Genomic DNA, 23,912 nt, shown 5'->3' with positions numbered 1-23,912 from the left:
GGTAGCTACCCCTTTCGCGCTCCCGGTAACCCGGCGGGCAGCGCGGGCGGCCCGCCCGTGACCAGCGGTCCGAAGATGTCGCCGTGCTCGGCGACGCGGTCCAGGACCTCGTCGGCGGTGAAGGTCAGGTCGGCGGGCTCGCGGCAGGCCGCGACCTCCGCCCACGTGACCGGGGTGGACACCGTCGGCTCGCCGCGGGCCCGCAGCGAGTACGGCGCGACCGTCGTCTTGTGCGGGTTGTTCTGGCTCCAGTCGATGAACACCTTGCCCGGCCGCAGGTTCCTGGCCATCCGGGACAGCACGAGCGCTGGGGTCTCCCGCTCGAACTCCTCGGCGACGGCCTTCGCGTACTCCGACGGGCGGGTCGCGCTGGTGGTGCGGATCGCGGCGTAGACCTGCATCCCCTTGTTGCCGCTGGATTTCGCCACCGCGGTCAGGCCCGCCTCGGCGAGCGTGTCGCGCAGGCGCAGGGCCACGGCGCAGCACTCGACGACGGTGGCGGGCTCGCCGGGGTCGAGGTCGAACACCAGCCGGTCGGGCAGCCGCTTGCCGCCGCGCGGGCCGACCGTCCACTGGGGAACGTGCAGCTCCAGCCCGGCCAGGTTGGCCGCCCACACCAGGGAGGGCAGGTCGCCGAGCACCGCGAAGTCCAGGGTCTCCGCGCCGGTGCTGCTGCCCGGGGTGTCGATGGTGACGGTGCGAATCCAGTCCGGGGCGTGCCGGGAGGCGTTCTTGTCGAAGAACCCCGCCTTGGCCACGCCGTCGGGGAAGCGGCGGAAGGTCACCGGCCGGTCGGCCAGGTGCGGCAGGAGGGCGCCCGCGACCCGGCTGTAGTAGTTGATCACCTCACCCTTGGTGAAGGAGACCTCGGGGTAGAGGACCTTCTCCAGGTTGGACAGCCGCATCCGCTGCCCCTGGACATCGACGACCACCTCACGGGGCATCGGCTGACCACCTCTCGACGTCCTCGGGCCCCTTGTCCGGGCGCAGGCCGCGCCAGGAGGCGGCGCGCAGCCTGCTGTCGGCCGTCCAGTTCCGGAACACCACCTCGCCGACCAGGCTCGGGGTCACCCACCGCGCCCCGCGGGCGCGCTCGACGGGGATCTCGTTGTGGAACGGGGAGGTCTTGCGGGCCAGCCCGCGCAGGCTCGCGGTGATCACGCGCAGCGTCTCCTCGCTGAACCCGGTGCCCACCTGCCCGACGTAGCGCAGCCCCTCGTCGCTGGGCACGCCGAGCATCAGCGAGCCGAACAGGTTCGCGCGCCTGCCCTCGCCGGGCCGCCAGCCGCCGACGATCACCTCGAGCGCCCGGACGTGGGCGATCTTGACCCAGTCCGGCGAGCGCCGCCCCGGCAGGTACCGCGAGGTCAGCCGCTTGGCGACCACGCCCTCCAGCCCGCGCTCGTTGGCCGCCTCCACCACGGCCGCCCCCTCGCCGGGGTAGCTCGGCGAGAGCAGCCAGTTCGGGCCGCGCAGCTCCATCGCCTCCAGCAGCTCCCTGCGCTCGCTCAGCGGCAGGGTCAGCGTCGAGTGGCCGTCGAGGTGCAGCAGGTCGAAGACGATGTAGGTGGCGGGCAGCTCGGTGGCCCAGCGGCGGGCCAGCCGCTCGTGGCCGACGTGCATGCGCTTCTGCAGCGCGCCGAAGGAGGGCCGCCCGTTCTCCAGCACGACGATCTCCCCGTCGAGCCAGACCTGGGTGGCGCCGAGCTCCTCGGCCATCGGGCGCAGCTCGGGGTAGTGGGAGGTGACGTCGTTGCCCTGCCGGGAGAGCAGGACGAGCCTGCCGCCCTCGACCCTGGCCAGCGCCCGCACGCCGTCCCACTTGAACTCGTAGGCCCACAGCTCGTCCTCCGCGGTCGGCGGCAGCGCGCCCGCGGTGGCCAGCATCGGCTCGAAGTACTCCGGCAGCGGGGTCCAGTCGCTGGGGGCGGCCTCGGAGCGGCGGACCATCCAGTCCTTGTCGGACTTGCCGCGGAAGAAGGTGTAGCGGCCCTGGGCGCGGCTGCCGTGGAAGACGACGGCGACCTCCCGCTCGCTCCACTTGACCGTCTCGTAGTGGCCCCGGTCCCAGATGACCATGCGCCCGCCGCCGTACTCCCCGCGCGGGATCTCGCCCTCGAAGGTGGCGTACTCCATCGGGTGGTCCTCGGTGTGCACCGCGAGCCGGATGTCGCCGGGCTCGGTGGGCAGCCCGCGCGGCACGGCCCAGCTGACCAGCACCCCGCCGCGCTCCAGGCGCACGTCCCAGTGCAGCCTGCGGGCGTGGTGCTCCTGGATGACGAAGGTGTCGTCGTCGCCGCGCGGGAGCGCCGCGTCGGCGGGGATCGGCTCGGGGGTACGCCCGGCGTTGCGCTTCCGGCGGTACTCGCCGAGTCCTGCCATGTCCCATTGGTACCGCCACCTGCGGCGAAACGCCACCGCCGAAACTGCTGTGCCGCCGATTCGGCAGAATGCACGGATGACCGACCTCGATGAGGCGCCCGGCTGGGACGCGATCGAAGCGGCGCTGCGCGAGCTGTACCCGGGTGTGGAACCACGCCACGTCGGCTACACCCCTGGCGTCCACTTCGGCAGCGGCTTACAGGGGTGCAGCGCGTACCCGACCGAGTCGTACTGGCACTACGTCAGCTACGGCCTGACCGAACTGTGGCAGAAGGACTCCGACGCCGATCCCCAGTGGAGCGGCTGGGGCTTCGAGCTGACCATGCGCGTGCGGCGGCTGCCGGGGCAGGATTTGGCCCCCGGCTGGCCGTTCTCCCTGCTGGAGCACCTGGCCCGGTTCATCCGCGAGCAGCGCGCCCTGCTCGCCGACGGCCACCGCGTCGACCTGCGCCAGCCCCTGACCGAGGGCTCGGCGCTGACCGCGGTGGCCTTCGCCAACGACCCGGAGCTGCCGCCGCTGGAGACCCCGAACGGGCGGGTGGAGTTCCTGACCGCCGTCGGCATCACCGCCGCCGAGCTGGCCGCCATGCACGAGGGCGAGTGGCTGCCCCCGGACCCGCTGATGGTGACCGACCCGACCCGATAGACGCGGCTAGGGCAGCCAGCCGACCCGGTCGCGCAGCAGCGAGTACCCGACGAACGCGACGACGTCGAGCAGGGTGTGCGCGATGACCAGCGGCCAGAGCCGGGTGCTGCGCTGCCACACCCGGCCGAACACCAGGCCCATGACCACGTTGCCCAGGAACCCGCCGAAGCCCTGGTAGAGGTGGTAGGAGCCGCGCACGAGCGCGGAGACGAGCAGCGAGCCGTTCTCGGACACGCCGAGGTGCCGCAGCCGCGTGATCAGGTACCCGACCACGAGCACCTCCTCGGCCCACGCGTTGCCCACCGCGAGCAGCACCAGCGCGACCGGCCGCCACCAGGTGTCGTCCAGGGTCGACGGCGCCACCGCGAGGTTCATGCCCGCGGCGTGCGCGGCGAGGTAGAACGCCAGCCCGGGGAGCCCGATCAGCGCGGCCAGCCCGACGCCGACGGCACCGTCGCGGCCCTTGCGGGTGGCGTCCAGGCCGATCGCGTGCAGGCGCGTCCCCGCGCGGTAGAGCAGGAAGGCCCCGAGCGCGCCCCAGGCGAGCAGCCGGATCACGCCGACGAGCTGCTTGAGGAAGTCCAGCAGCCCCGCGCGCGCGAGCGGCACGTTGATGGCGATGGTCTGGTTCTTGATCGGCGCGGGCGCGAGCAGGGCGTCGAGCAGGGTCAGCAGGCTGCTCATCCCGGCCAGCCCGAGCGTCACCAGGAAGACGACCAGGATCTCGGCCTTGACCAGCCTGCGCTCGGCGGGGTCCACGATCTCGACGTCAGGCCGCTCGGGCCGCAACCACCCTCCCACGGCCGCGAAGGTACCCGGTCAGCGTGTGGTCAGCGTTGCGCGGCCAGGAACGGGCAGCCGAGGAGCGCGCGCAGTTCCCGGCCCAGCTCCTCGCTGGTGCGCACCGGGCGGCTGAAGGCGAGGCGGACGTCGTGGTCGGAGTCGACGGCCTCGACCCGCAGCCGGATGCCGAAGCGGTCCAGGCCCAGCGGGCGGACGTGCCCGCCGCGCAGCTCCGTCGGCAGGTGCCTGCTCAGGGCGCCGACCACGTCGGTGTGGGAGAGCTCGAGGTGCCGCAGCCAGGCGGCTTCCTGCGCGGCGAAGGGGTCGGGCGCGGCGGCGGCGAAGTCGGGCAGCCGGATGGGGTGGGTGCCCTCGGCGTCGGCCAGGACGAGCGCGGCCGGGGTCAGGTGCAGCAGCGCCGCGCCGTGCCCGACGTCGAGCAGGCGCGGGTCGGGCCGGGTCTCGGCGACGGTGACGGCCAGGTCGCGGGCCTGCTCGTCGGTCAGCGCGCGCAACCAGCCGCTGATCCACAGCAGCCCGCGCACGGGTTCGCGCAGCGGCACGGGGGCGGCGTCGGCCAGCTCGACCATCGTGGCCACCTCCCCGCGCGGCGCCTGCCACGCGGCGGCGACGACGGGGTGGTCGGCGGCGAGCAGGACGGTGACGCCGCCGTCGGCGTGCACGTGGTGCAGCACCGGGGTGACGCGCTCGTCGGTCGTGGGCGCGACCGTGGCCCGCCCCCCGAGGGCGGCGATGGTGCGCGCCCGCTCGGCGGGGGCGGGCGCGGGCGGACGGCGTTCGGTCACCTGCCACCTCCTGACTTAGGTCACCCTAACTTGAGTCCGGCTCGAACGGTAGTCGTCATCGGGAGTTCCGCCCGAACCGGTTACCCGAACTGGTTACGCTGCCGCGACCGGCCACCCCGGGAGGAAACCATGAGCGAGGTCCCGGCGGCAGAGCCGCCCACCGACGGCCCGGCGCTGGCCGACCCGGCCACCGCGCGCGCCCTGCGCGGGCTGCGGCGCCCATTGCTGGTCCTGCCACCCGCCGCCCTTGTGTGCGGTCTGCCCGCCATTGTGCTCGCCGTGCGGGGGACGGGCGGACTGGCGGTGGCCCTGCTGACCATCGGGGCGCTGGCGTTCGTGCTCGGAACGATGGTCGCGGTCGCGGTGACGGGCTTCTGGCTGCGGCCCGCCACCCGCCTGCTGCGCGCGCAGCCGTGGCGGCCCGCGCGGGTGCGGGTGTACCGGGTGACCAAGGGCCTGCCGCGGACCCCGCTGCACGTGCGCGAGCCCGACGGCTCGACGGTGTCGCTGCTGGCCCCGGCGCTGCCGTGGGCGGCGCAGCAGGTCATGGCGCGGACCGGGCGGGTGTGGCTGGTGGGCCCGGACGCCCGGGGGTGGGCGGCGATCCGGTCGGCGGGCCTGGCGCTGCCGCTGGGCCAGGCCAAGGTGGCTGATGTCGACGTGACCGCGGGCTTCGAGGTCAGCCCGGTGCAGCCCGCGCCCGCCGCCGTGGCGACGGCGGGGGAGGACGCGGTGCTGGCGCGGGCGATCGCCGCTCCCCGCAGGCGGTCGCGGACCGACCTGGTGGCGCCGGGGCTGCTGCTGGCCTTCGCGCTGTTCGTGATGGTGGACCTGCTGCGGCGCGGGGTGCAGGGTCGGGCGGACCTGCTGCTGGGGCTGCTCGGGGTGACGGTGCTGATCCTCGGGTTGCTGGGCTGGCGCGTCCACCGGCTGCGGCACTGGCGGCAGGTGAGCAGGCTGCTGGCCCGGGGCCCGTGGACGCCGGTGCAGGCGGACCTGGACGACGGGACCGCCCGCGCGGCGCTGCCGGACGGCAGGGTCGCGGAGCTGCGCAAGCCGAGCCCCGCCCTGCTGGCCAACATCGCCGCCACCGGTCGCATGTGGACGGCGGGCCCGGTGGACGGCGGCACGGCCCAGGTGGCGGTCGGCCTTCCCGGCTACCCGTTCCTCGCCACCGCCAGGATCGGCGAGCCCCGGTCTTCAGGCAGGTCCTAAGCCACTTGGCTGGGCTCGGTCACCGTCTGTCGGATTTCTTCCAACCTGGCCGTCAGTTCCGCGACATCGTCCCCGGCCGGGTCCGCCGGTGTGGACAGTCCCGCGGTGTGGGAGACCGCGTCCTGCAGTTCGAGGGTCGCCCACTCCAGGACGGCGATCAGGTCCGCCGGGTCGCCGTCCGCGCGGCCCGTCGCCGTGGCCTGCTCGGCGATCGCGTACAGCGCGGTGACCGTCTCCGCCACCACCGCCCGCAGCGCCGTCAGCGGGCCGTCGGCGACCAGCGCGTCGAAGTCGGCCTCGGCGTCGATCGCCTGGTCCAGCCACCACGCCTCGGTCGAGCCGGGGGCGACGTCCGGCGGGACCGGCGGCTGGGCGGCCTCGAAGCGGCGGAGGTAGCGCGGCACCATGGCCCGTCCCAGCCACACCGCGGCGCCCACCGTGACCGTCAGCACGGGCGGCAGGTGGATCGCCACGCCGACCGCCGCCGCGCTGCCCGCCAGCAGCAGGCCCCAGGGGTCGGCGAGTGCGCGGACGTGGCTGTGCATTCGGGCCTCCCTGGGTACCGCGACATTATGCGTCCGGGGAGGCCCGAATGGGGGATATCCGGACAGCTCAGGGCCAGTCCGGGCCGCGGCGGCTCCACGACCACGCGTAGCGCGGGTCCTCGCAGTCCGCGGCGGCCTCGCCCAGGTCGAGCGGTCGGAAAGTGTCGACCATGACGGCGGTCTCGTCGAAGCGCTCCGCGCCGAGGGACGCCTCGGCCGCGCCGGGCTGGGGGCCGTGGGTGAACCCGCCGGGGTGCAGGGACAGCGATCCGATGCCGATGCCCGAGCCCTTGCGGGCCTCGTAGTCGCCGCCGACGTAGAACATCAGCTCGTCGGAGTCGACGTTGGCGTGGTTGTACGGCACCGGGACCGACAGCGGGTGGTAGTCGACCTTGCGGGGCACGAAGGAGCACACCACGAAGTTCGGGCCCTCGAAGGTCTGGTGCACCGTCGGCGGCTGGTGGACGCGCCCGGTGATCGGCTCGAAGTCGGCGATGTTGAACACCCACGGGTACAGGCAGCCGTCCCAGCCGACGACGTCGAACGGGTGCTGGGCGTAGGTGTAGCGGGTGAGGCCGCCGCGGTGGCGGACCAGGACCTCGACGTCCTCGCCCTCGGCCAGCAGCGGCTCGGTCGGGCCGCGCAGGTCGCGCTCGCAGTACGGCGCGTGCTCCAGGAACTGGCCCTTGGTCGACAGGTAGCGCTTCGGCGGGCGCACGTGGCCGCTCGCCTCGATGACGTAGAGGCGCATCTCGCCGTCCGGCACGACCCGGTAGGTGGTCGAGGTGGGCAGGACGACGTAATCGCCCTCAGCGACGCGCAGGGCCCCGTAAATGGTCTCGACGGTCCCGCTGCCGCCTTGGACGTAGAACAGCTCGTCCCCGACCGCGTTGCGGTAGAGGCCGCTCGCCTGGCTCGCCACCGCGAAGCTGATCACGACGTCGGCGTTGCCGAACAGCGTCCGCCTGCCGGACACCGCGTCGGTCTCCCCGGCGAACTTCAGGTCCTGGGTGCGAAGGTGCCGGGGCTTGAGCGGGTGGTTGGGCGTCAGCTGACCCCGGAAGTCTGGCGCGACCTGCGCGTCCACGATCGCCGTCGGCAGGTGGCGGTGGTAGAGCAGCGCCGAGTCCGACGAGAAGCCCTCCACCCCCATCAGCTCCTCGGCGTAGAGCCGTCCGTCCGGAGAGCGGAACTGGGTGTGCCTTTTCGGCGGTATCTCACCGACTTGGCGGTAGTAGGGCATGGTCCCTCCGAGTGTCCGCATGTCGGACATCTTTGTTCATTAGCCGGTACACCATTAGCGTGTCAGGCGTGTCAAGTGCCGTTCCTCTCCCTGCGCCCGGTTCTCGTGGCATCCCGCCCCTGTTCGCGCGGCTGGTCGATGACGCCGCCCTCTTCCCGCCGGGCAGCGCCGCGATGCCCGACGCGGTGCGCCTGCACCTGGAAGGACGGGAGGGCGGGCACGCCGCGGCCATGGGCGTGTTCCTCTGCCCGGCCTCCCGGCTTCCCGAGCTGATCACTGAGTTGATCAAGGCGAAGCCGACCAGGCCCGTCGCCCTCTCCCTGGTGATCGACACCGGGCTGGGCGGCGTGCCGAAGGCCCTGTCGATCGTGGAGTCGCGCGCGGAGCTGCTCGCGCTGCGCATGGTCGAGATGCCCGCCCCCGCCGACCTCGACGACGTCTGGCTGGAGCGGGTGAACGAGTTCGTGCCCGAGGACGTCATCCGCGTCGTCGAGCCCCGCCGCGGCGGCGTGGAGTGGCTCGACGGCATCCGGCGGGTGGTCGAGCACGGCAGCTGGCCCAAGATCCGCTGCGGCGGGGTGAGCCGCGAGGCGTTCCCCAGCGTCGACGAGGTCGCCGACTTCCTCGCCGTGATCAGCGCGGGGGAGGCGTCGTTCAAGGCCACCGCGGGCCTGCACAACGCCGTGCGCCACACCGAGGACGCCACCGGGTTCACCCACCACGGCTTCCTCAACCTGCTGGTCGCCACCTCGCGGCTGCTCTCCGGCGGTGACGTGCGCGCGGCGCTGCTGGAGACCGACGGGGCCGCGCTCGCCGAGGAGGCGGGCGCGCTGACCGACCAGGCCGCGCACGCCGTGCGGGCGGTGTTCAGCTCCTACGGCTCCTGCTCGCTGACCGAGCCGATCGCCGACCTCGAAGGGCTGGGCCTGCTGTGAGCTGGATCGACGACCCCGCTTTCGCCGCCGACCAGCCCTTCGGCCCGCAGACGCTGCCCTACGGCGTCGTCGCCGAGGGCGTGGCCGTGCGGGTGGGCGACCACGCCCTGCCGCTGGCCCCGATCGCCTCGGCGTTCCCGGTCCAGGTGGGCCCGCTGCTGACCGCGCCGACGCTGGACCCGCTGCTGGCCGCGGGCAGGCAGGCGTGGTCGGCCGTGCGGTCCACCCTGCGCGAGCTGGTGACCGCCCCGACCGCGCCCGAGCGGGCCGTGCTGGTGCCCGTCGACACCGCCCGGCTGCCGTTCACCGTGGGCGACTACGTGGACTTCTACTCATCGCGCGACCACGCCGAGAACGTCGGGCGGATGTTCCGCCCGGACGCCGAGGCGCTGCTGCCGAACTGGACGCACCTGCCGGTGGGCTACCACGGCCGCGCGGGCACGGTCTGCGTCTCCGGCACCGACATCCCCCGCCCGCACGGGCAGCGCGCGGGCGAGAACGGCCCGGTGTTCGGTCCCAGCGTCCGCCTCGACGTCGAGGCGGAGATCGGCTTCGTCTGCGGCGGGCAGGTGGCGCGCCGGGTGCCCACCTCGGCGGCGGCCGACCACATCTTCGGCGTGGTCGCCGTCAACGACTGGTCCGCCCGCGACATCCAGGCCTGGGAGTACGTGCCGCTCGGCCCGTTTCTCGGCAAGTCCTTCGCCACCTCCGTCGGCGCCTGGATCACCCCGCTGGACGCCTTCGCCGACGCGCGCGTGCCGGTCCCCGGCGAGCTGCCCCGGCTGGACTACCTGGTCGACACGCGGGACTGGGGCCTGGACATCAGCATCGAGATCACCTGGAACGGGACCGTGGTCTCGCGCCCGGAGTTCCGGGGGATGTCGTACTCCTGCGCCCAGCAGCTGGCCCACATGACCGTCAACGGCGCCACCGTGCGCCCCGGGGACCTGTTCGCCTCCGGGACGGTCTCCGGCCCGCGCAAGGACCAGCGCGGCTCGTTCCTGGAGCTGAGCTGGAACGGCACCGAGCCGGTCACCCTGGCCGACGGCAGCGTGCGGACGTTCCTGGAGGACGGCGACACCGTCACCATCACCGCCACCGCGCCCGGCCCGGACGGCTCGGTGGTCGGCCTGTCCGAGGTCACCGGCACCGTCGTGGCGGCGGACTGACGTGCCCGGCATCCGGTCGTCGGCGCCTCGGCCGTCGAACCCGGCGGGCAAGGAGAGCTCGCTGACGCTCGACCGCGGCCTCGCCCTGCTGCAGGCCGTGGCCGACGCCGACACCGAGGCGCCGACGATCAGTGACCTGGCCGTGGCGATCGGGGCCAGCCGGGCGGCGGTGTACCGGCTGCTGGTGCCGCTGCAGTCCCGGGGCCTGGTCCGGCGGGAGGGCTCCAAGGTCCGGCTCGGGCTCGGGCTGCTCCAGCTGGCCGCCAAGGTCGCCCCGCAGCTGCGGGTGGCGGCGCTGCCCGCGCTGCGCGAGCTGGCCGAGGCGGTCGGCGCCACCGCGCACCTGACCGTCGCCGACGGCGACGAGGCCCAGGCGGTCGCCGTCGTGGAGCCGTCCTGGACGGCGTACCACGTCGCCTACCGGGTGGGCACCCGCCACGCCCTGCACAAGGGCGCCGCGGGCAAGGCCATCGGCCTGCGCGGCGACGACCAGCCCTGGGTGAGCACGATCGGGGAGCTGCAGCCCAGCGCGCACGGCGTCGCCGCGCCGGTGCGCGGGGTCTCCGGGCTGCGGGCCAGCGTCGGCGTGGTGACCTTCGAGACGCTGGACCCGGCCGTCGTCGGCCCGCGGGTCGTGGCCGCCGCGGCGGCCATCGCTACGGCCCTGCGGTGACCGCCTGGTAGGCCGCGAACAGGGCGAACCCGGCGAAGACCAGCCCGGCGCCGCGCTGGATCAGGTGCGGGCGCAGCCGGTCGGCGAGCTTGCGGCCGACCAGCACGGCGATGCCCGCCACCGACACCAGCGCCAGCCACGCGCCGAGCGCGACCCACACCGGCTCGGCGTACTTCGCGGTCAGGCCCGCGGTGGCGATCTGGGAGGCGTCGCCCCACTCGGCGGCGAACAGCACGCCGAAGGACGTCAGGGCGGCGCGGGTGAAGCTCGCCGCGCCGTTCGGGGCGGTCTCGGCGACCTCCTCCTCCCGCTTCGCGAAGCCCTCGCGCAGCAGCAGGACGGCGCCGATGCCGAACAGCAGGGCGACCACGGCGGCGACCACCCGGTCGGGCAGCAGGGTCAGCACCCCGCCGAACGCCGCGGCGATCACGACCTGGACGGCGAAGGCGGCGCTCACCCCGGCGAACACCGGCCAGGCCCGGTAGCGGGTGGTCAGGATCAGCGTGGCGACGAGCGTCTTGTCCGGCAGTTCGACCACGAACACCAGGGCGAACGCGCTCAGCAGCGCGACCAGTGCGGTTCCCACGGGGATGCCTCTCATCCGAACGGAACCCGGACGGAGGGATGGTGACTCCGACCGGGCATGGGTCTACCCGGCCGGAGGTCTCGTTCGCCCGCTGCGCGCGGGTGGGGTGCCGGACTCGCGAGCGAGTCAGTATGTCGACAGCCCCGCCGGACCGCGCCGAGGCGCGATCGCGGGAACTACTCCCCTCAGGCACGCCCAGCCTAACCCGCGGTGCCCCTTTCAGACACGTGAAGCCCCTCACGGGACCTACGTCCCGCGGGCTCGGGACCGGGGAACCTGCCGGTGACCAGGGAATCGGCGAAGACTGGGTCGCGTGGACGTACTCGACCTGGCGCGATGGCAGTTCGGCATCACGACCGTCTACCACTTCCTGATGGTCCCGCTGACCATCGGACTGTCCATCCTGGTCGCCGGGATGCAGACCGCGTGGGTGCGCACCGGCGACGCCAAGTACCTGCGGATGACCAAGTTCTGGGGCAAGCTGCTGCTGATCAACTTCGCCATGGGCGTGGTGACCGGCATCGTCCAGGAGTTCCAGTTCGGCATGGCCTGGAGCGAGTACTCCCGCTTCGTCGGCGACGTCTTCGGCGCGCCGCTGGCGATGGAGGGCCTGGTCGCCTTCTTCGTGGAGTCCACCTTCCTCGGCCTGTGGATCTTCGGCTGGGACCGGCTCCCCCGGCGCGCGCACCTGGCCTGCGCGTGGGCGTTCAGCCTGGCCACGGTGGCCTCGGCGTACTTCATCCTCGCGGCGAACTCCTGGATGCAGCACCCGGTCGGGGTGGAGCTGGTCGACGGGCGGCCCCGGCTGACCTCGATCTGGGCGGTGCTGACCAACAACACCGCGCTGGCCGCGATCCCGCACACCATCGCCGGGACGTTCGCGGTGGCCGGGTCGTTCCTCGTCGGGATCGCGGCGTGGCACCTGTGGCGCGAGCGGGAGGCCGAGGACGCCGACGGTCCCGTGTGGCGCTCGTCGGTGCGCGTCGGCGGGTGGGTCTCGGCGGTGGCCTTCGCCGCGCTGGCGGTGACCGGCGACCTGCAGGGCAAGCTGATGTTCGAGCAGCAGCCGATGAAGATGGCCGCCGCGGAGGCGCTGTGCCACACCGAGTCGCCCGCCGCGTTCTCGGTCTTCGCCGTGGGCGACCTCACCCGGCCCGACTGCGAGAACGTCAAGTCGATCACCGTGCCCGCGCTGCTGTCCTTCCTGGCGCACGGCGACTTCAGCACCGAGGTCCGCGGCATCGAGGACCTGGTGGTGGAGTACCGCGAGCGCTACGGGGCGAACTACCCGGTCGACGAGCGCCTCGGCGAGCTGTCCGGGCAGCCGATCGACTACGTGCCCAACCTGCCGGTCACCTACTGGGGCTTCCGGCTGATGATCGGCCTCGGCGCGCTCGGCGCGGCGATCTCGGTGCTCGTCCTGTGGCTCACCCGCCGCGGCCGCGTCCCGGCGGGGCGCTGGTTCCCCCGGCTGGCACTGGCCGGCATCGCGCTGCCGTTCATGGGCAACAGCTTCGGCTGGATCTTCACCGAGATGGGCAGGCAGCCGTTCGTGGTGGTGCCCAACCCCTCCGGGGTGGACGGGGTGTGGATGTTCACCGCCCGCGCGGTGTCCGGGCTGGGCGTCGGGGAGGTGTGGGCGTCGCTGATCGGGCTCACCCTGGTCTACGCCGCGCTGGCCGCCGTCGAGGTCTTCCTCATCGCCCGCTACGTGCGCGCCGGGGTGGCCGCGGTGATGCCGCCGGAGAAGACCGACAAGCCCGGCGACACGCTCGCCTTCGCGTACTGAGGGGACACCGTGGACCTCGCGCTGATCTGGTTCGCCGTCATCGCCCTGCTGTGGCTGGGCTACCTGTTCCTGGAGGGTTTCGACTTCGGCGTCGGGATGCTGCTGCCGGTGCTGGCCCGCGACGAGGCCGACCGGCGGGTCATGATCAACACCATCGGGCCGGTGTGGGACGGCAACGAGGTGTGGCTGATCGTGGCCGTCGGCGCGACCTTCGCCGCCTTCCCCGGCTGGTACGCCTCGCTGCTCAGCGCCGCGTACCTGCCGCTGCTGCTGGTGCTGCTCGGCCTGATCGGGCGCGGGGTGGCCTTCGAGTACCGCGGCAAGGTGGACTCCGCGCGCTGGCGGCGCAACTGGGACCGGGTGATCGTGGCCGGGTCGTGGCTGCCCGCGCTCGGCGTCGGGCTGGTGCTGACCACGACGTTCCTGGGACTGCCGCTCGACTCCAACGGCGACCGGGTCGGCGGCGCGTTCGCCGTGGTGACCTACCAGACGCTGCTGGGCGCGCTGGCCGTCGCCGGGTTCTCCCTCACGCACGGCGCCGTCTTCACCGCGCTGAAGACCGACGGCCCGATCCGGCGCCGGGCGCGTGAGCTGGCCCTGCGCGTGGGGCCGCTGGCGCTGCTGCCGCTGTTCGCGCTGCTGCTGGTGGTGCAGCTGGCCTCGGGCGAGCTGTGGACCTGGGTGGCGGCCGGGCTGGCGCTCGCCGCGGCGATGACGGCGTTCACCAGGCTGCGGCTGGGCCGCGAGGGGCAGGCGTTCGCCGCGCTTGGGGCGGTGATCGCCGCGTCGGTGGTGGCGCTGTTCGGCGCGCTGCACCCCGACGTCCTCCCCTCCACTGTGGACTCGGCGTTCTCGCTGACGATCGCCGCGACGGCGTCGAGCCCGTACACGTTGCAGGTCATCAGCTGGGTGGCGCTGTTCGGCATGCCCGCGGTGCTGCTCTACCAAGGCTGGACGTACTGGGTGTTCCGGCGCAGGGTCAGCGCCGCGCACATCCCGCCGGTGCACGTCCCATGAGCCCGCCCCCCATGAACTCGCCCCGGGGTCCTGTCACTCCCGCCGAACACCCCCGGGGCAGGGGTCCGCTCGGCGCGCTGCCGGAGCTGTCTCCGTCGGCGCGCCGGGCGCTGACCCTCACCGGCGTGCTCGCCGTGCTCACGGCGGTCGCGCTGATCGGGCAGGCGTGGTCGCTGGCCACGGTGCTGTCTTCTGTCGTCGCGGGTACGGGGGTGCCCCTGGGGTGGCTGGCCGCGGTGGGGGTCGCGGTCGCCGCCCGGTCGCTGCTCGGGTGGGCGACGCAGGTCGTCGCCACCCGAGCGGCGGCGGGGGCCAAGGCGGAGCTGCGCGCGGTGCTGCTGGACCGCTCGCTGGCCGCCGGTCCGGAGTGGATCGCGGCACGGGGCCCCGGCGAGCTGACCGCGCTGGCCACCCGCGGGCTGGACGCGCTGGACGCCTACTTCGGCACGTTCCTGCCGTCGCTGGTGACCGCGGTGGCCACCCCGCTGGGAGTGGGCGCGGTCATCCTGTTCGTGGACTGGCCCTCGGCCGTGGTGGTCGCGCTGACGGTGCCGCTGGTCCCGCTGTTCGCCATCCTCATCGGCAAGCACACCGCCGACCGGGTCGGGGCCTCGGCGGCGGTCTCCGAGCGGCTCTCCGGGCGGCTGCTGGAGCTGGTGCGCGCGCTGCCCGTGCTGGCCGCGTTCGGCCGGGACCGGGCGCAGGAGCGCACGGTCCGGGAGGTCTCCGAGGCGCACCGGTCGGTCACCGTCGGGGTGCTGCGGGTGGCGTTCTCCTCGGCGCTGGCGCTGGAGCTCATCGCCACGCTGTCGGTGGCCCTGGTGGCGGTGGTGATCGGGCTGCGGCTGGTGTCGGGGGACCTGACGCTGCTGGTGGGCCTGTTCGTGCTCGTCGTGGTCCCGGAGTGCTACCTGCCGCTGCGGGCGGCGGGCGCGGCCTACCACGCCGCGGAGGACGGGGTGGAGGCCGTGCGGCGCGTCGCCGCGCTGCCGGTCGCGCCGTCGGCGGGGACGGTGCCGGTCGAGGGGTTCGACACCGTCCGGGTCGAGGGCGTGGGGGTGCGCAGGCGCGGGGGGTGGGCGCCGGACGGGCTGTCGCTGGTGCTGCGGCCCGGGTCGGTGGTGCGGCTGGACTCGCCCAGCGGCAGCGGGAAGTCCACCCTGTTCGGGGTGCTGCTGGGGTTCATCGCGCCGGACCGGGGGCGGGTGCTGGTCGACGGGGTGCCGCTGGGCGAGATCGACCCGTCGGCGTGGCGGCGGGTGGTGGCCTGGGTGCCGCAGAAGCCGGTGTTCTCGGCGTCGACGGTGGCCGAGGAGGTGGGCCCGCTGCCGCGGGCGGAGCTGGCCGCCGCGGCGCGGACCGTGGCCGCCGGGCACCTGCTGGACCGCCGGGTGGACGGGCTCTCGGCCGGGGAGCGGCAGCGGTTGGCGGTGCTGCGCGCGCTGGTGCGCCGCGATGTGCGGCTGCTGCTGCTCGACGAGCCCACCGCGCACCTGGACCCGGCGACCGCCGGGCTGGTGCTGCGGGCCGTCGAGCGGCTGGCCGCGCGCGGGGTGGCGGTGTGCATCGCCTCGCACGGCGTGGAGGAGGGGACGCGGGAGGTCGCCGAGGGGTCGGTCGTCTCGCAGGTGTCCGATGAGGACACGACAGTGGGCGGGCTGCGCGCGCTGCTGACGCGGCGGACCCTGGGAGGGGCGCTGCTGGGGGCCGTGGCGCTGGTCTGTGGTGTGGCGCTGACGGCGCTGTCGGCGTGGTTGATCGCGCGGGCGTCGCAGCAGCCCGCTCTCCTGGTGCTGTCGGTGGCGATCGTCGGCGTGCGGACCTTCGGGTTGGCGCGGGCCGGATTGCGCTACCTGGAACGGGTTGTGAGCCATGACGCCGCGTTCCGCGACGCGACGTCGCTGCGGGGCGACCTGTGGGCGGCCCTGGTGCGGCGCGGGCCCGCGCGGGCGCTGCGGGCGGGCGAGGGCCTGCGGCGGCTGGTGGACGACGTGGACACCGTGCGCGACCTGACGCCGCGGGTGCTGGCGCCCCCGGTGGTCGCGGCCGGGGTCGGCGTCGCCGCGGTGGCGGTGCTGACGGTCCTGGCGCCCGCCGCCGGGCTCGCGCTGGGGGTGGCCGCCGTGCTGGCGGGGGTGCTCGCGCCGCTGGTGACGCTGGCGGTGGAGCGGCGGGCGAGCGCGGCGCTGGCTTCCGGGGGGCGGACGGTGGCCGCGCGGGTGTTCGCGCTGCTGGAGGGCGCCGCCGACCTGGTCGCGTTCGGCCGCGACGCGGGGCGGCGCGCGGAGCTGGCCCGGCTGGACCGGGACCTGACCGCCGGGGCGCGGCGGCAGGCGCTGGGCGCCGGGCTCGGGCAGGCGCTGATCACCCTGCTGCTGGGCGCGGCCGCGGTGGTGTCGGTCTACCTGGCGGCCGGTGTTCTCGATCCGGTGCTGGTGCCGATCGTGGCGCTGGTCCCGCTGGCCGTCGCCGAGGCGCTGACACCGCTGCCGGGGGCGGTGACCCACCTCGCACCCTTGCGAGCCGCCTACGGGCGCGTGGCCGCGTTGCGCTCGGACGCGGGGCAGGCCGTGGCGCCGTCCCAGGAGTGCACCGGGGTGCGGGTGGTGGCCGAGGAGGTGCGCTGGCCCGGCTCGCTCGACCCCGCGCTGCGGGAAGTGGACCTGCGGATCGCGCCGGGCACGCACGTGGCCGTGGTCGGGCCGTCCGGAGCGGGCAAGTCGACGCTGCTCGCGGCGCTGCTCGGGTTCCTGCCCGCCGGGGTCGTGGCCCGGCCGCGCTCGGTCGCCTGGGCCCCGCAGGACCCGATGCTGGTGTCCACCACCGTCCGGGAGAACCTGCGCCTGGCCGACCCGCGCGCCGACGACCCCCGCCTGGCCGACGCCCTGGCCCGCGCCGGGCTGCCCGGCTTCGACCTCGACGCCCCCGCCACCGCCGTCTCCGGCGGCGAGGCCCAGCGGATCGGCCTGGCCCGCGCCCTGCTCGCCGACGCCGACCTGGTCCTGCTGGACGAGCCGACCGCGCACCTGGACGAGGCGACCGCCGCCGCCGTCCTGGCTTATCTGCGGGAAACCCTGGCCGACCGGATCGTCGTCCACGTCACCCACCGCCCGTCGGAGGCGGCGGCCGCCGATGTGGTGGTCGAGGTGGCGCGGGGCCGCGTGCGGACCATGAGCAGGGCATAGCCTTGGTCCCGACCATGGACCCCACGCTGGCCGCCCGCACCCTCACCGCGTCCACCGAGATCGCCACCGCCGCCCTGGCCGGTGACGACCCGGACGCGGTCATCGGCCTGGTCGTGCGCAGCGCGGCCGCCCTCGCCGAGGCCGACCTCGGCCTGGTCATGGCCCTGGGCGAGGACGGCAGCCTCACCGTCGAGGCCGCCCACGGCGCCCAGAGCCCGGTCGGCCTGGTCCTGTCCGCCCGCTCGTCGGCCGCCCGCGTGGCCCGCGGCGGCGTCCCGATCGTCGCCGACGACGTCACCACCGACCCGCGCACCGCGCCCTACGTGCCCCGCGAGCTCCAGATCTACGGCCCGTTCGCCGCGGCCCCCTTCGGCACCCGCGAACGCCGCCTCGGCGCGCTGACGGTGTACCGCAAGCGCGGCGCGAAACCCTTCACCCCCGCGGGCGTCGAGGTGCTGACCGCGTTCGCCGCCCAGGCCGGGCTGGTGCTGGTCCTCGCCGAGGGCGCGACCGCCCGCCGCCGCGTCGGCGTCTACGAGGAGCGCGAGCGCATCGCCCGCGACCTGCACGATGTCATCGTCCAGCGCCTCTACGCCGCGGGGATGCAGCTCGACCTGCTCACCCGCCGCCCGGCCCGCAAGCTCGCCCGCGCCGACGCCGCCCGCGTCGCCGAGGTCATCGACCAGCTCGACACCGCCATCGCCGACGTCCGCGCCGTCGTCCGGACCCTGCGCAGCCCCGACCCCGCCGAGCCCGCCGCCGACCTCGCCGACTCGGTGGCCGCCGAGGTCGCCATCGCCAGCGAGCTGCTCGGCTTCGCGCCGTCCCTTGAGGTCACCGGCGGCATCCGCGACCTGCCCCCGGCCATCGCCGACAACACCCGCGCGGCCCTGCGCGAGGCCTTGTCCAACGTGGTCCGCCACGCGGGCGCCCTGCGGGTGGCCGTCCACATCCGCCGCTCGCCCGACACCCTGCGCCTGACCGTCGCCGACGACGGCTGCGGCATCCCCGAGGGCGTCACCCGCCGCGGCCTGCGCAACCTCCACGACCGCGCGGAGAACCTGGGCGGCGCCTGCACCGTCCGCTCCTCACCCCGCAGCGGGACGACGGTGACCTGGGAAGTGCCGGTCTAGCCGCGCTTGTCCCGGCGCGCGATCCACGCCACGGCCTGGGTGCGCCGCTGCATCCCCAGCTTCGCCAGCACCGAGGTGACGTAGTTCTTCACCGTCTTCTCCGCCAGGAACAGCCGCTCCGCGATCTGCCGGTTCGACAGGCCCTCGCCCATCAGCGCCAGCACCTCCCGCTCCCGCTCCGACATCGACGCCAGGTCGTCGGACTGCGCCGAGCGCCGCATCCGGTCGAGCACGCGGGCCGTCGTCACCGGGTCCAGCAGCGAGCGGCCCGCGGCGACCTCGCGCACCGCGGTCACCAGGTCCTGGCCGCGCACCTGCTTCAACAGGTACCCCGCCGCCCCCGCCATGATCGCCTCGACCAGGGCGTTCTCGTCGTCGAAGGCGGTCAGCACCAGGCAGTGCGGCGCCGGGTCCAGCGCGCGCAGCGACCGGCACAGCGACACCCCGTCCCCGTCGGGCAGCCGCACGTCGACCACCGCGACGTCCGGGCGCGCGGCCCCGGCCCGCACCAGCGCCTCGGCCACCGACCCCGCCTGGGCGACGACCTCGATGCCGTCCTCGCCGTCGAGCAGGTCGCGCAGCCCGCGCCGGACGACCTCGTGGTCGTCGACCAGCAGCACCCGGATCACGCTTCAGAGCTTACGGAGCCGCACGCGCGAGATGCGGTGGTCGGAGCCCTTGCGCAGCACCAGCGTCGCCCGGGGCCGGGTCGGCAGGATGTTGGAGACCAGGTTGGGCTCGTTGATCCGCTTCCACAGCAGCGCCGCCTCCGCGCGCGCCTCGTCGTCGGACAGGGCCGCGTAGTGGTGGAAGTGCGAGGACGGGTCGGCGAAGGCGGTGCTGCGCAGGGCCAGGAACCGCTCGATGTACCAGCGCTCGATGTCTTCTGTGTGCGCGTCGACGTAGACCGAGAAGTCGAACAGGTCCGAGACCGCCAGCCGCGGCCCCGGCTGCAGGACGTTGAGGCCCTCGATGATCAGGATGTCCGGCCTGCGGACCACCTGCTCCTCCTCGGGCACGATGTCGTACGCCAGGTGCGAGTACACCGGCGCGCGCACCTCCTCCGCGCCGGACTTCACCTCCGAGACGAACCGCAGCAGGGCGCGGCGGTCGTAGCTCTCCGGGAAGCCCTTGCGGCTCATCAGCCCGCGCCGGGTCAGCTCCGCCCGCGGGTACAGGAACCCGTCGGTGGTCACCAGGTCGACGTGCGGGTGGTCCGGCCAGCGGGCCAGCAGCGTGCGCAGCAGCCGGGCGGTGGTCGACTTGCCGACCGCCACGCTGCCCGCGATCCCGATGACGAACGGCACCCGCGAGTGGTGCTCCTCGCCCAGGAACGCCGTCGTCGTCTCGTACAGCCGCTGCCTGGCCGCGACCTGCAGCGAGATCAGCCGCGACAGCGGCAGGTAGACGTCGACCACCTCGGCCAGGTCGACCGGGTCGCCCAGGCCCCGCAGCCGGACCAGCTCGTCCAGCGTCAGCGGCAGCGGAGTGGACTTGCGCAGCTCGCGCCACTGCTCGCGGCGGAGTTCGACGTACGGGCTCAGCTCGCGGACCCGTGCCATGTCCGGACTCCTCGCGGGCGGGTTATGGGGGTACCGCGTCAACGTAGGTGCTCCGAGCCGAAATGTGGTGTGACCGAGTACACCGTTCGAGTGTGGCGCAGGCAACGTGGACATGAAGCCCGTGTTGCGTTTAGTCCGGGAAAATCTCGTCCCAGGCCGCCGCCACCTGGCGCGCGCAGGTCTGCGGGGACACCCCGCCGACACCGGTCCCGAGGCCGGGCATGGCGACCGTGCGGACGTCGGCGCGGACGGGGGCGCCGTCGTCGAACACCCCGTCGCGCCACAGCCGGAACACCGCCCGCGCGGCCAGGTACGGGTGCACGGTGTCCGGCGGCAGCGTGGTCGCGGGCTCGCGCATCGTCGGCGCGCTGATCAGCCAGCGCGGCGCGCGCGTCCCGGTCGGCACGACCAGCGCCTCCCCGACGGGCAGCTCACCGCCGTGGTAGGCCAGCACGGCGCTGCGCACGGCTTCCTCGACGCGGGGGAAGGACCGCGCGTACAGGGCGTCGATGCCGCCGCGCATCCAGCCGTAGGAGTTCGCGGGCGAGACCACGGCCTGGGCCGCGACGTCGAGCACCGATCCCCGGTGGACGCGGACGCGCCGCCTGCCCGCCGCCGCGGACTGCCAGGCGCTGGCCAGCGGCTCGTCCACCGCGCAGAGCACCAGTTCCAGCGTGTCCGCCCGCGGGTGTCGGTCCGTCGCTGTCCCGGTCTCCGAATCCGCGGTCACTCGACCAGCATGGCATTCCGGCGTGGCGCGCGGTAACCGCCATTTGGCAACCCTGAGCACAACCCGAGGTGTCCATCAGTGACACGAGGAGAGACGAGCGGCCCCCACCGGGGACGCGCGCGCCTGCCCGTAAGGTGGTCGGGTGCCGCGTATCGCCTACTTCGGACCCCAGGGCACCTTCACCGAGCAGGCCGCCCGCGCGTTTGATGGACAGGCCGAGCTGGTGGCGCTGCCCACGATCCCCCAAGCCGTCGCCGCCGTGCGCGCGGGCGGGGCCGACCTGGCGTGCGTGCCGGTGGAGAACTCCGTGGAGGGCGCCGTCTCGGCCACCATGGACGCGCTCGCCGTGGACGACCCGGTGGTCGCCGTCGCCGAGCAGGTGCTGCCGATCCGGTTCTCCGTCCTGGTCCGCCCCGGGACGACGGAGGTGCGCAGCGTGGCCAGCCACCCGCACGCCCTCGCCCAGGTCCAGCGCTGGCTCGCCGCGCACCTGCCCGGCGCCGCCCAGCTCGCCGCCACCTCCACCGCGGCCGCCGCCGTCGGCGTGGTCGAGGGCGGCTACGACGCTGCGGTCACCGCGCCCGTCGCCGCCGCGCACTACCCGCTGGAGGAACTGGCGGGCGACGTCGCCGACGAGCGCGACGCCGTCACCCGGTTCCTGCTGCTGAGCAGGCCCACCCCGGCCCCCGCCCCGACCGGCGCCGACCGGACCTCGGTGCTGGCCGTGGTCGCCCACCAGCCCGGCGAGCTGCAGGCGATGCTCACCGAACTGGCCCTGCGCGGCATCAACGTCACCCGGATCGAGTCCCGCCCGCTGCGGGGCCGCTTCGGCGAGTACCGCTTCTACCTCGACTTCGACGGCCACATCGCCGAGCACCGCGTCGGCGAGGCGCTGGCCGCGCTGCACCGGCGCAGCCAGCAGGTGCGCTTCCTCGGCTCCTACCCCAGGGCCGACGGCGCGGCGTCCATCGCGCCGCCGGGGCACCGCGACGTCGACCACCTCGCGTCGACGGCCTGGCTGTCGCAGCTGCGCGCGGGTGGGACCGCGTGACCCGGCTGCTGCTGGTCCGCCACGGCGAGACCCCCTCCAACGTCGGCCACGTGCTGGACTCCGCCCCTCCCGGGCCGTCCCTGACGGAGCTGGGCCGCCACCAGGCCGAGGTGTTCGCCGAGCGCACGGCTGACGAGCCGGTGACCGCCGTCTACGCCAGCGTCGCCATCCGCGCCCAGGAGACCGCCGCGCCGCTGGCCAAGCGCCGCGGCCTGGACGTGAGCGTGCTGAACGGCGTCCACGAGGTGCAGGTCGGCGACCTGGAGGGCCGCGCGGACCCCGACGCCCTCGCCGCTTTCGTCGAGGTCTACCGCGCCTGGACCGACGGCGAGCTGCACCTGTCCATGCCCGGCGGCGAGACCGGCCAGGACGTCCTCGACCGCTTCGCCGCCGACATCGCCGCCGTGCGCGCCGCGCATCCGGATGAGACGGTCGCGGTGTTCACCCACGGCGGGGTGCTCCGGCTGGGCGCGGAGTTCCTCGCCGACAACGTCGGCCCGCAGCTGGCCAACGCCGGGCTGATCCCCAACACCGGCCACGTTCTCCTGGAGACGCGCGCCGGTGGCTGGCACTGTCTTGAATGGACCGGGGTCCGGTTGTAAAATCCGGCGATTTTTGTCGGACGCCGGGTCTACCCTGCGCCACATGTCATCGCTAGCGGTCCGCGCCGAGGGGCTGGTGAAGACCTTCGGGTCCACCCGCGCGCTCGACGGCGTCGACCTGGAGATCCCCACGGGCACTGTGCTCGGGTTGTTGGGCCCCAATGGGGCGGGCAAGACGACCACCGTGCGCATCCTGACCACACTCTTGAAGCCGGACGCCGGGAGGGCGTTCGTCGCGGGGCACGACGTCGCCGCCGATCCTCAGGCGGTGCGTCGGTCCATCGGGCTGTCCGGCCAGTACGCGGCCGTCGACGAGAACCTGACCGGCACGGAGAACCTCTACATGGTGGGGCGGCTCTACGGCCTCAGCCGCGCCGACGCCCGCTCCCGCGCGAAGGAGCTGGTGGGCCGCTTCCGGCTCACCGAGGCGGCGGGCCGCCCGGCCCGCACGTACTCCGGCGGCATGCGCCGCAGGCTCGACCTGGCGGGCGCGCTGATCGCCGAGCCCGCGGTCGTCGTGCTGGACGAGCCGACCACCGGGCTGGACCCGCGTGGGCGCATGGAGACCTGGGACGTCATCGGCGAGCTGGTCGCCGACGGCGCCACCGTCCTGCTGACCACCCAGTACCTCGAGGAGGCCGACCAGTTGGCCGACCGCATCCTGGTGATCGACCGCGGGAAGGTGATCGCCTCGGGCACCGCCGACCAGCTCAAGGGCGAGGTCGGCGGTGAGCGCCTGGACATCGTCGTGGCCGACCTCGGCGAACTCGCCGCCGCGCGCGCCGCGCTGACCGCGGTCGGGGTGGGCGAGCCGGAGGTCGACGAGCACCAGCGGCGGCTCTCGATCAAGGTCGAGACCGGCCCGAAGGCGCTGGTGGAGGCGCTGCGCCTGCTCGACCGCGACAGCGTCGCCGTGCTCGACGTCGGGCTGCACCGCCCGACCCTCGACGACGTGTTCCTGGCGCTGACCGGCCACGCGGCCGAGGAAGAGCGGCCCGAGCCCGCGAAGAAGAAGAAGCGCGCCAAGATGGGGGAGTCCTGATGGCCATGCTCACCGCGGGCACCCGCGACAGCGGGATCGTGGCCTGGCGCAACCTGCTGAACGTGCGCCGCCAGCCCGACCTGCTGCTGGGCGCCACCCTGCAGCCGATCATGTTCGTGCTGCTGTTCGCCTACGTCTTCGGCGGCAGCATCGGCGACAACCCCGACGCCTACCGCGAGTTCCTGATGGGCGGCATCTTCGCCCAGACCGTGGCCTTCAACTCCGGGTACACCACCTTGGGCATGGCCGCCGACCTGGACAAGGGCGTCATCGACCGGTTCAGGTCGCTGCCGATGGCCCGCTCCGCGGTGCTGATCGGGCGCACCAGCGCCGACCTGATGGTCTCCGTGCTGGGGCTGGTCGTCATGGCCGTCTGCGGGCTGCTCGTCGGCTGGCGCATCCGGGGCAGCGTCCTCGACGCCGTGCTGGCTTTCGCGATCCTGCTGCTGTTCTCCTTCGCCATGTCGTGGATCGGCGCGCTGGTCGGGATGCTGGCGGGCAACGTCCAGGTCGCGCAGAGCGCGGGCTTCATCTGGATGTTCCCGTTCGCGTTCATCTCCTCGGCGTTCGTCTCCGCGTCGAGCATGCCCGGCTTCCTCAAGACCATCGCCGAGTGGAACCCGGTGACCGCCACCGCCGACGCGGCGCGCCAGCTCTTCGGCAACCCGCGCCCCGGCGTCCTGGGCACCTCCGACGCCTGGCCCGCGCAGCACCCCCAGCTGTGGGCGGTGCTGTCCTCGCTGATCATCCTGGCGGTCTTCGTGCCGCTCTCGGTCGCCAAGTACCGCAAGGTGGCGAGCAAGTAGGACCCGCCCGAG

23 protein-coding genes are annotated in these 23,912 nt (G+C 74.2%); 13 read left to right on the top strand and 10 right to left on the bottom strand.

Translation table 11 applies throughout. From position 1 onward, the window contains the following. Window positions 1-5 precede the first annotated feature (5 nt). Window positions 6-944 (bottom strand): non-homologous end-joining DNA ligase, encoded by a 939-nt coding sequence (gene ligD / locus ACTG9Q_RS01045; RefSeq protein WP_455570640.1) that lies wholly within the window; start codon window positions 942-944, stop codon window positions 6-8. Continuing rightward, window positions 934-2,382, bottom strand: coding sequence for a non-homologous end-joining DNA ligase (ligD, locus tag ACTG9Q_RS01040; RefSeq protein ID WP_455570639.1), 1,449 nt, complete (start codon window positions 2,380-2,382; stop codon window positions 934-936). The genes ligD (ACTG9Q_RS01045) and ligD (ACTG9Q_RS01040) overlap by 11 nt, the downstream gene beginning before the upstream one ends. Before the next feature lie 76 nt (window positions 2,383-2,458). Here ligD (ACTG9Q_RS01040) and ACTG9Q_RS01035 point away from each other — a divergent pair, with 76 nt between their 5' ends. Further along, window positions 2,459-3,028 carry a suppressor of fused domain protein gene (locus tag ACTG9Q_RS01035; RefSeq protein WP_455570638.1) on the top strand — a complete coding sequence of 190 codons (570 nt, stop codon included), beginning with the start codon at window positions 2,459-2,461 and terminating at the stop codon, window positions 3,026-3,028. A 6-nt stretch (window positions 3,029-3,034) separates the two neighbouring features. Here the strand turns inward: ACTG9Q_RS01035 and ACTG9Q_RS01030 are convergent, their stop codons facing one another. Further along, entirely contained in the window at window positions 3,035-3,829 is a 795-nt protein-coding gene (locus ACTG9Q_RS01030; protein WP_455570637.1) for a CPBP family intramembrane glutamic endopeptidase, read from the bottom strand. 29 nt (window positions 3,830-3,858) lie between these two features. Continuing rightward, the gene (locus ACTG9Q_RS01025) at window positions 3,859-4,617 is read right to left on the bottom strand and encodes a DUF2470 domain-containing protein (protein ID WP_455570636.1); all 759 of its coding nucleotides are present in this window, start codon (window positions 4,615-4,617) and stop codon (window positions 3,859-3,861) included. 129 nt (window positions 4,618-4,746) lie between these two features. Here ACTG9Q_RS01025 and ACTG9Q_RS01020 point away from each other — a divergent pair, with 129 nt between their 5' ends. Then, the gene (locus tag ACTG9Q_RS01020) at window positions 4,747-5,832 is read left to right on the top strand and encodes a hypothetical protein (RefSeq protein WP_455570635.1); all 1,086 of its coding nucleotides are present in this window, start codon (window positions 4,747-4,749) and stop codon (window positions 5,830-5,832) included. On the opposite strand, the gene ACTG9Q_RS01015 is transcribed toward ACTG9Q_RS01020, so the two are convergent. Both ACTG9Q_RS01015 and ACTG9Q_RS01010 read right to left on the bottom strand, forming a co-directional pair. After that, on the bottom strand, window positions 5,829-6,377 hold the full coding sequence (locus ACTG9Q_RS01015; protein ID WP_455570634.1) for a hypothetical protein: 549 nt from the start codon (window positions 6,375-6,377) through the stop codon (window positions 5,829-5,831). The genes ACTG9Q_RS01020 and ACTG9Q_RS01015 overlap by 4 nt on opposite strands. Window positions 6,378-6,444: 67 nt before the next feature. Next, window positions 6,445-7,620 (bottom strand): homogentisate 1,2-dioxygenase, encoded by a 1,176-nt coding sequence (locus tag ACTG9Q_RS01010; RefSeq protein WP_455571291.1) that lies wholly within the window; start codon window positions 7,618-7,620, stop codon window positions 6,445-6,447. Between the two features lie 68 nt (window positions 7,621-7,688). Between ACTG9Q_RS01010 and ACTG9Q_RS01005 the strand changes: the two genes are divergently transcribed. From ACTG9Q_RS01005 to ACTG9Q_RS00995, 3 genes are read left to right on the top strand one after another with little or no spacing between them, the layout of a single operon-like run. Beyond that, the gene (locus ACTG9Q_RS01005; protein ID WP_455570633.1) at window positions 7,689-8,555 is read left to right on the top strand and encodes a hypothetical protein; all 867 of its coding nucleotides are present in this window, start codon (window positions 7,689-7,691) and stop codon (window positions 8,553-8,555) included. Continuing rightward, window positions 8,552-9,724 (top strand): fumarylacetoacetase, encoded by a 1,173-nt coding sequence (gene fahA / locus ACTG9Q_RS01000; RefSeq protein WP_455570632.1) that lies wholly within the window; start codon window positions 8,552-8,554, stop codon window positions 9,722-9,724. The genes ACTG9Q_RS01005 and fahA overlap by 4 nt, the downstream gene beginning before the upstream one ends. 1 nt (window position 9,725) lies before the next feature. Next, window positions 9,726-10,397: a helix-turn-helix domain-containing protein gene (locus tag ACTG9Q_RS00995; RefSeq protein ID WP_455570631.1), complete on the top strand. Its 672-nt coding sequence runs from the start codon at window positions 9,726-9,728 to the stop codon at window positions 10,395-10,397. Here the strand turns inward: ACTG9Q_RS00995 and ACTG9Q_RS00990 are convergent. Next, window positions 10,381-10,971 (bottom strand): TMEM165/GDT1 family protein, encoded by a 591-nt coding sequence (locus tag ACTG9Q_RS00990; protein WP_455571290.1) that lies wholly within the window; start codon window positions 10,969-10,971, stop codon window positions 10,381-10,383. The two genes, ACTG9Q_RS00995 and ACTG9Q_RS00990, sit on opposite strands and share 17 nt — an antisense overlap. Before the next feature lie 325 nt (window positions 10,972-11,296). Here ACTG9Q_RS00990 and ACTG9Q_RS00985 point away from each other — a divergent pair, with 325 nt between their 5' ends. Genes ACTG9Q_RS00985 through ACTG9Q_RS00970 form a run of 4 tightly spaced genes read left to right on the top strand, consistent with a single transcriptional unit; the run spans window position 11,297 to window position 18,107 of the window. Beyond that, window positions 11,297-12,772 (top strand): cytochrome ubiquinol oxidase subunit I, encoded by a 1,476-nt coding sequence (locus tag ACTG9Q_RS00985; RefSeq protein ID WP_455570630.1) that lies wholly within the window; start codon window positions 11,297-11,299, stop codon window positions 12,770-12,772. A gap of 9 nt (window positions 12,773-12,781) precedes the next feature. Next, the gene (gene cydB, locus ACTG9Q_RS00980) at window positions 12,782-13,789 is read left to right on the top strand and encodes a cytochrome d ubiquinol oxidase subunit II (RefSeq protein WP_455570629.1); all 1,008 of its coding nucleotides are present in this window, start codon (window positions 12,782-12,784) and stop codon (window positions 13,787-13,789) included. Further along, window positions 13,786-16,974, top strand: a complete 3,189-nt coding sequence (cydD, locus tag ACTG9Q_RS00975) for a thiol reductant ABC exporter subunit CydD (RefSeq protein WP_455570628.1) — start codon at window positions 13,786-13,788, stop codon at window positions 16,972-16,974. The genes cydB and cydD overlap by 4 nt, the downstream gene beginning before the upstream one ends. A gap of 14 nt (window positions 16,975-16,988) precedes the next feature. Further along, window positions 16,989-18,107: a GAF domain-containing sensor histidine kinase gene (locus ACTG9Q_RS00970; RefSeq protein ID WP_455570627.1), complete on the top strand. Its 1,119-nt coding sequence runs from the start codon at window positions 16,989-16,991 to the stop codon at window positions 18,105-18,107. On the opposite strand, the gene ACTG9Q_RS00965 is transcribed toward ACTG9Q_RS00970, so the two are convergent. The 3 genes from ACTG9Q_RS00965 to ACTG9Q_RS00955 form a co-directional block, all read right to left on the bottom strand. Beyond that, window positions 18,104-18,733 (bottom strand): response regulator, encoded by a 630-nt coding sequence (locus ACTG9Q_RS00965; protein ID WP_455571289.1) that lies wholly within the window; start codon window positions 18,731-18,733, stop codon window positions 18,104-18,106. The two genes, ACTG9Q_RS00970 and ACTG9Q_RS00965, sit on opposite strands and share 4 nt — an antisense overlap. A 6-nt stretch (window positions 18,734-18,739) precedes the next feature. Continuing rightward, complete coding sequence (gene coaA, locus ACTG9Q_RS00960) at window positions 18,740-19,669, bottom strand: type I pantothenate kinase (RefSeq protein WP_455570626.1); 930 nt, start codon at window positions 19,667-19,669, stop codon at window positions 18,740-18,742. Between the two features lie 130 nt (window positions 19,670-19,799). Further along, on the bottom strand, window positions 19,800-20,399 hold the full coding sequence (locus ACTG9Q_RS00955) for a macro domain-containing protein (protein WP_455570625.1): 600 nt from the start codon (window positions 20,397-20,399) through the stop codon (window positions 19,800-19,802). Between the two features lie 142 nt (window positions 20,400-20,541). On the opposite strand from ACTG9Q_RS00955, the gene pheA reads away from it, so the two are divergent. From pheA to ACTG9Q_RS00935, 4 genes are read left to right on the top strand one after another with little or no spacing between them, the layout of a single operon-like run. Beyond that, a complete protein-coding gene (pheA, locus tag ACTG9Q_RS00950; protein ID WP_455570624.1) occupies window positions 20,542-21,450 on the top strand; it encodes a prephenate dehydratase in 909 nt (302 codons plus the stop codon). Then, a complete protein-coding gene (locus tag ACTG9Q_RS00945) occupies window positions 21,447-22,052 on the top strand; it encodes a histidine phosphatase family protein (protein WP_455570623.1) in 606 nt (201 codons plus the stop codon). Before pheA ends, ACTG9Q_RS00945 begins: the two co-directional genes overlap by 4 nt. 43 nt (window positions 22,053-22,095) lie before the next feature. Next, window positions 22,096-23,094 carry an ATP-binding cassette domain-containing protein gene (locus ACTG9Q_RS00940; protein ID WP_455570622.1) on the top strand — a complete coding sequence of 333 codons (999 nt, stop codon included), beginning with the start codon at window positions 22,096-22,098 and terminating at the stop codon, window positions 23,092-23,094. Then, window positions 23,094-23,900 (top strand): ABC transporter permease, encoded by an 807-nt coding sequence (locus tag ACTG9Q_RS00935; protein WP_455570621.1) that lies wholly within the window; start codon window positions 23,094-23,096, stop codon window positions 23,898-23,900. The genes ACTG9Q_RS00940 and ACTG9Q_RS00935 overlap by 1 nt, the downstream gene beginning before the upstream one ends. The last annotated feature ends 12 nt before the right edge of the window (window positions 23,901-23,912 follow it).

The organism is Actinokineospora lacus (genome assembly GCF_053813445.1).
The sequence above is the reverse complement of the archived record's forward strand: the minus strand, read 5'-3'. Positions and strand labels throughout refer to the sequence as shown.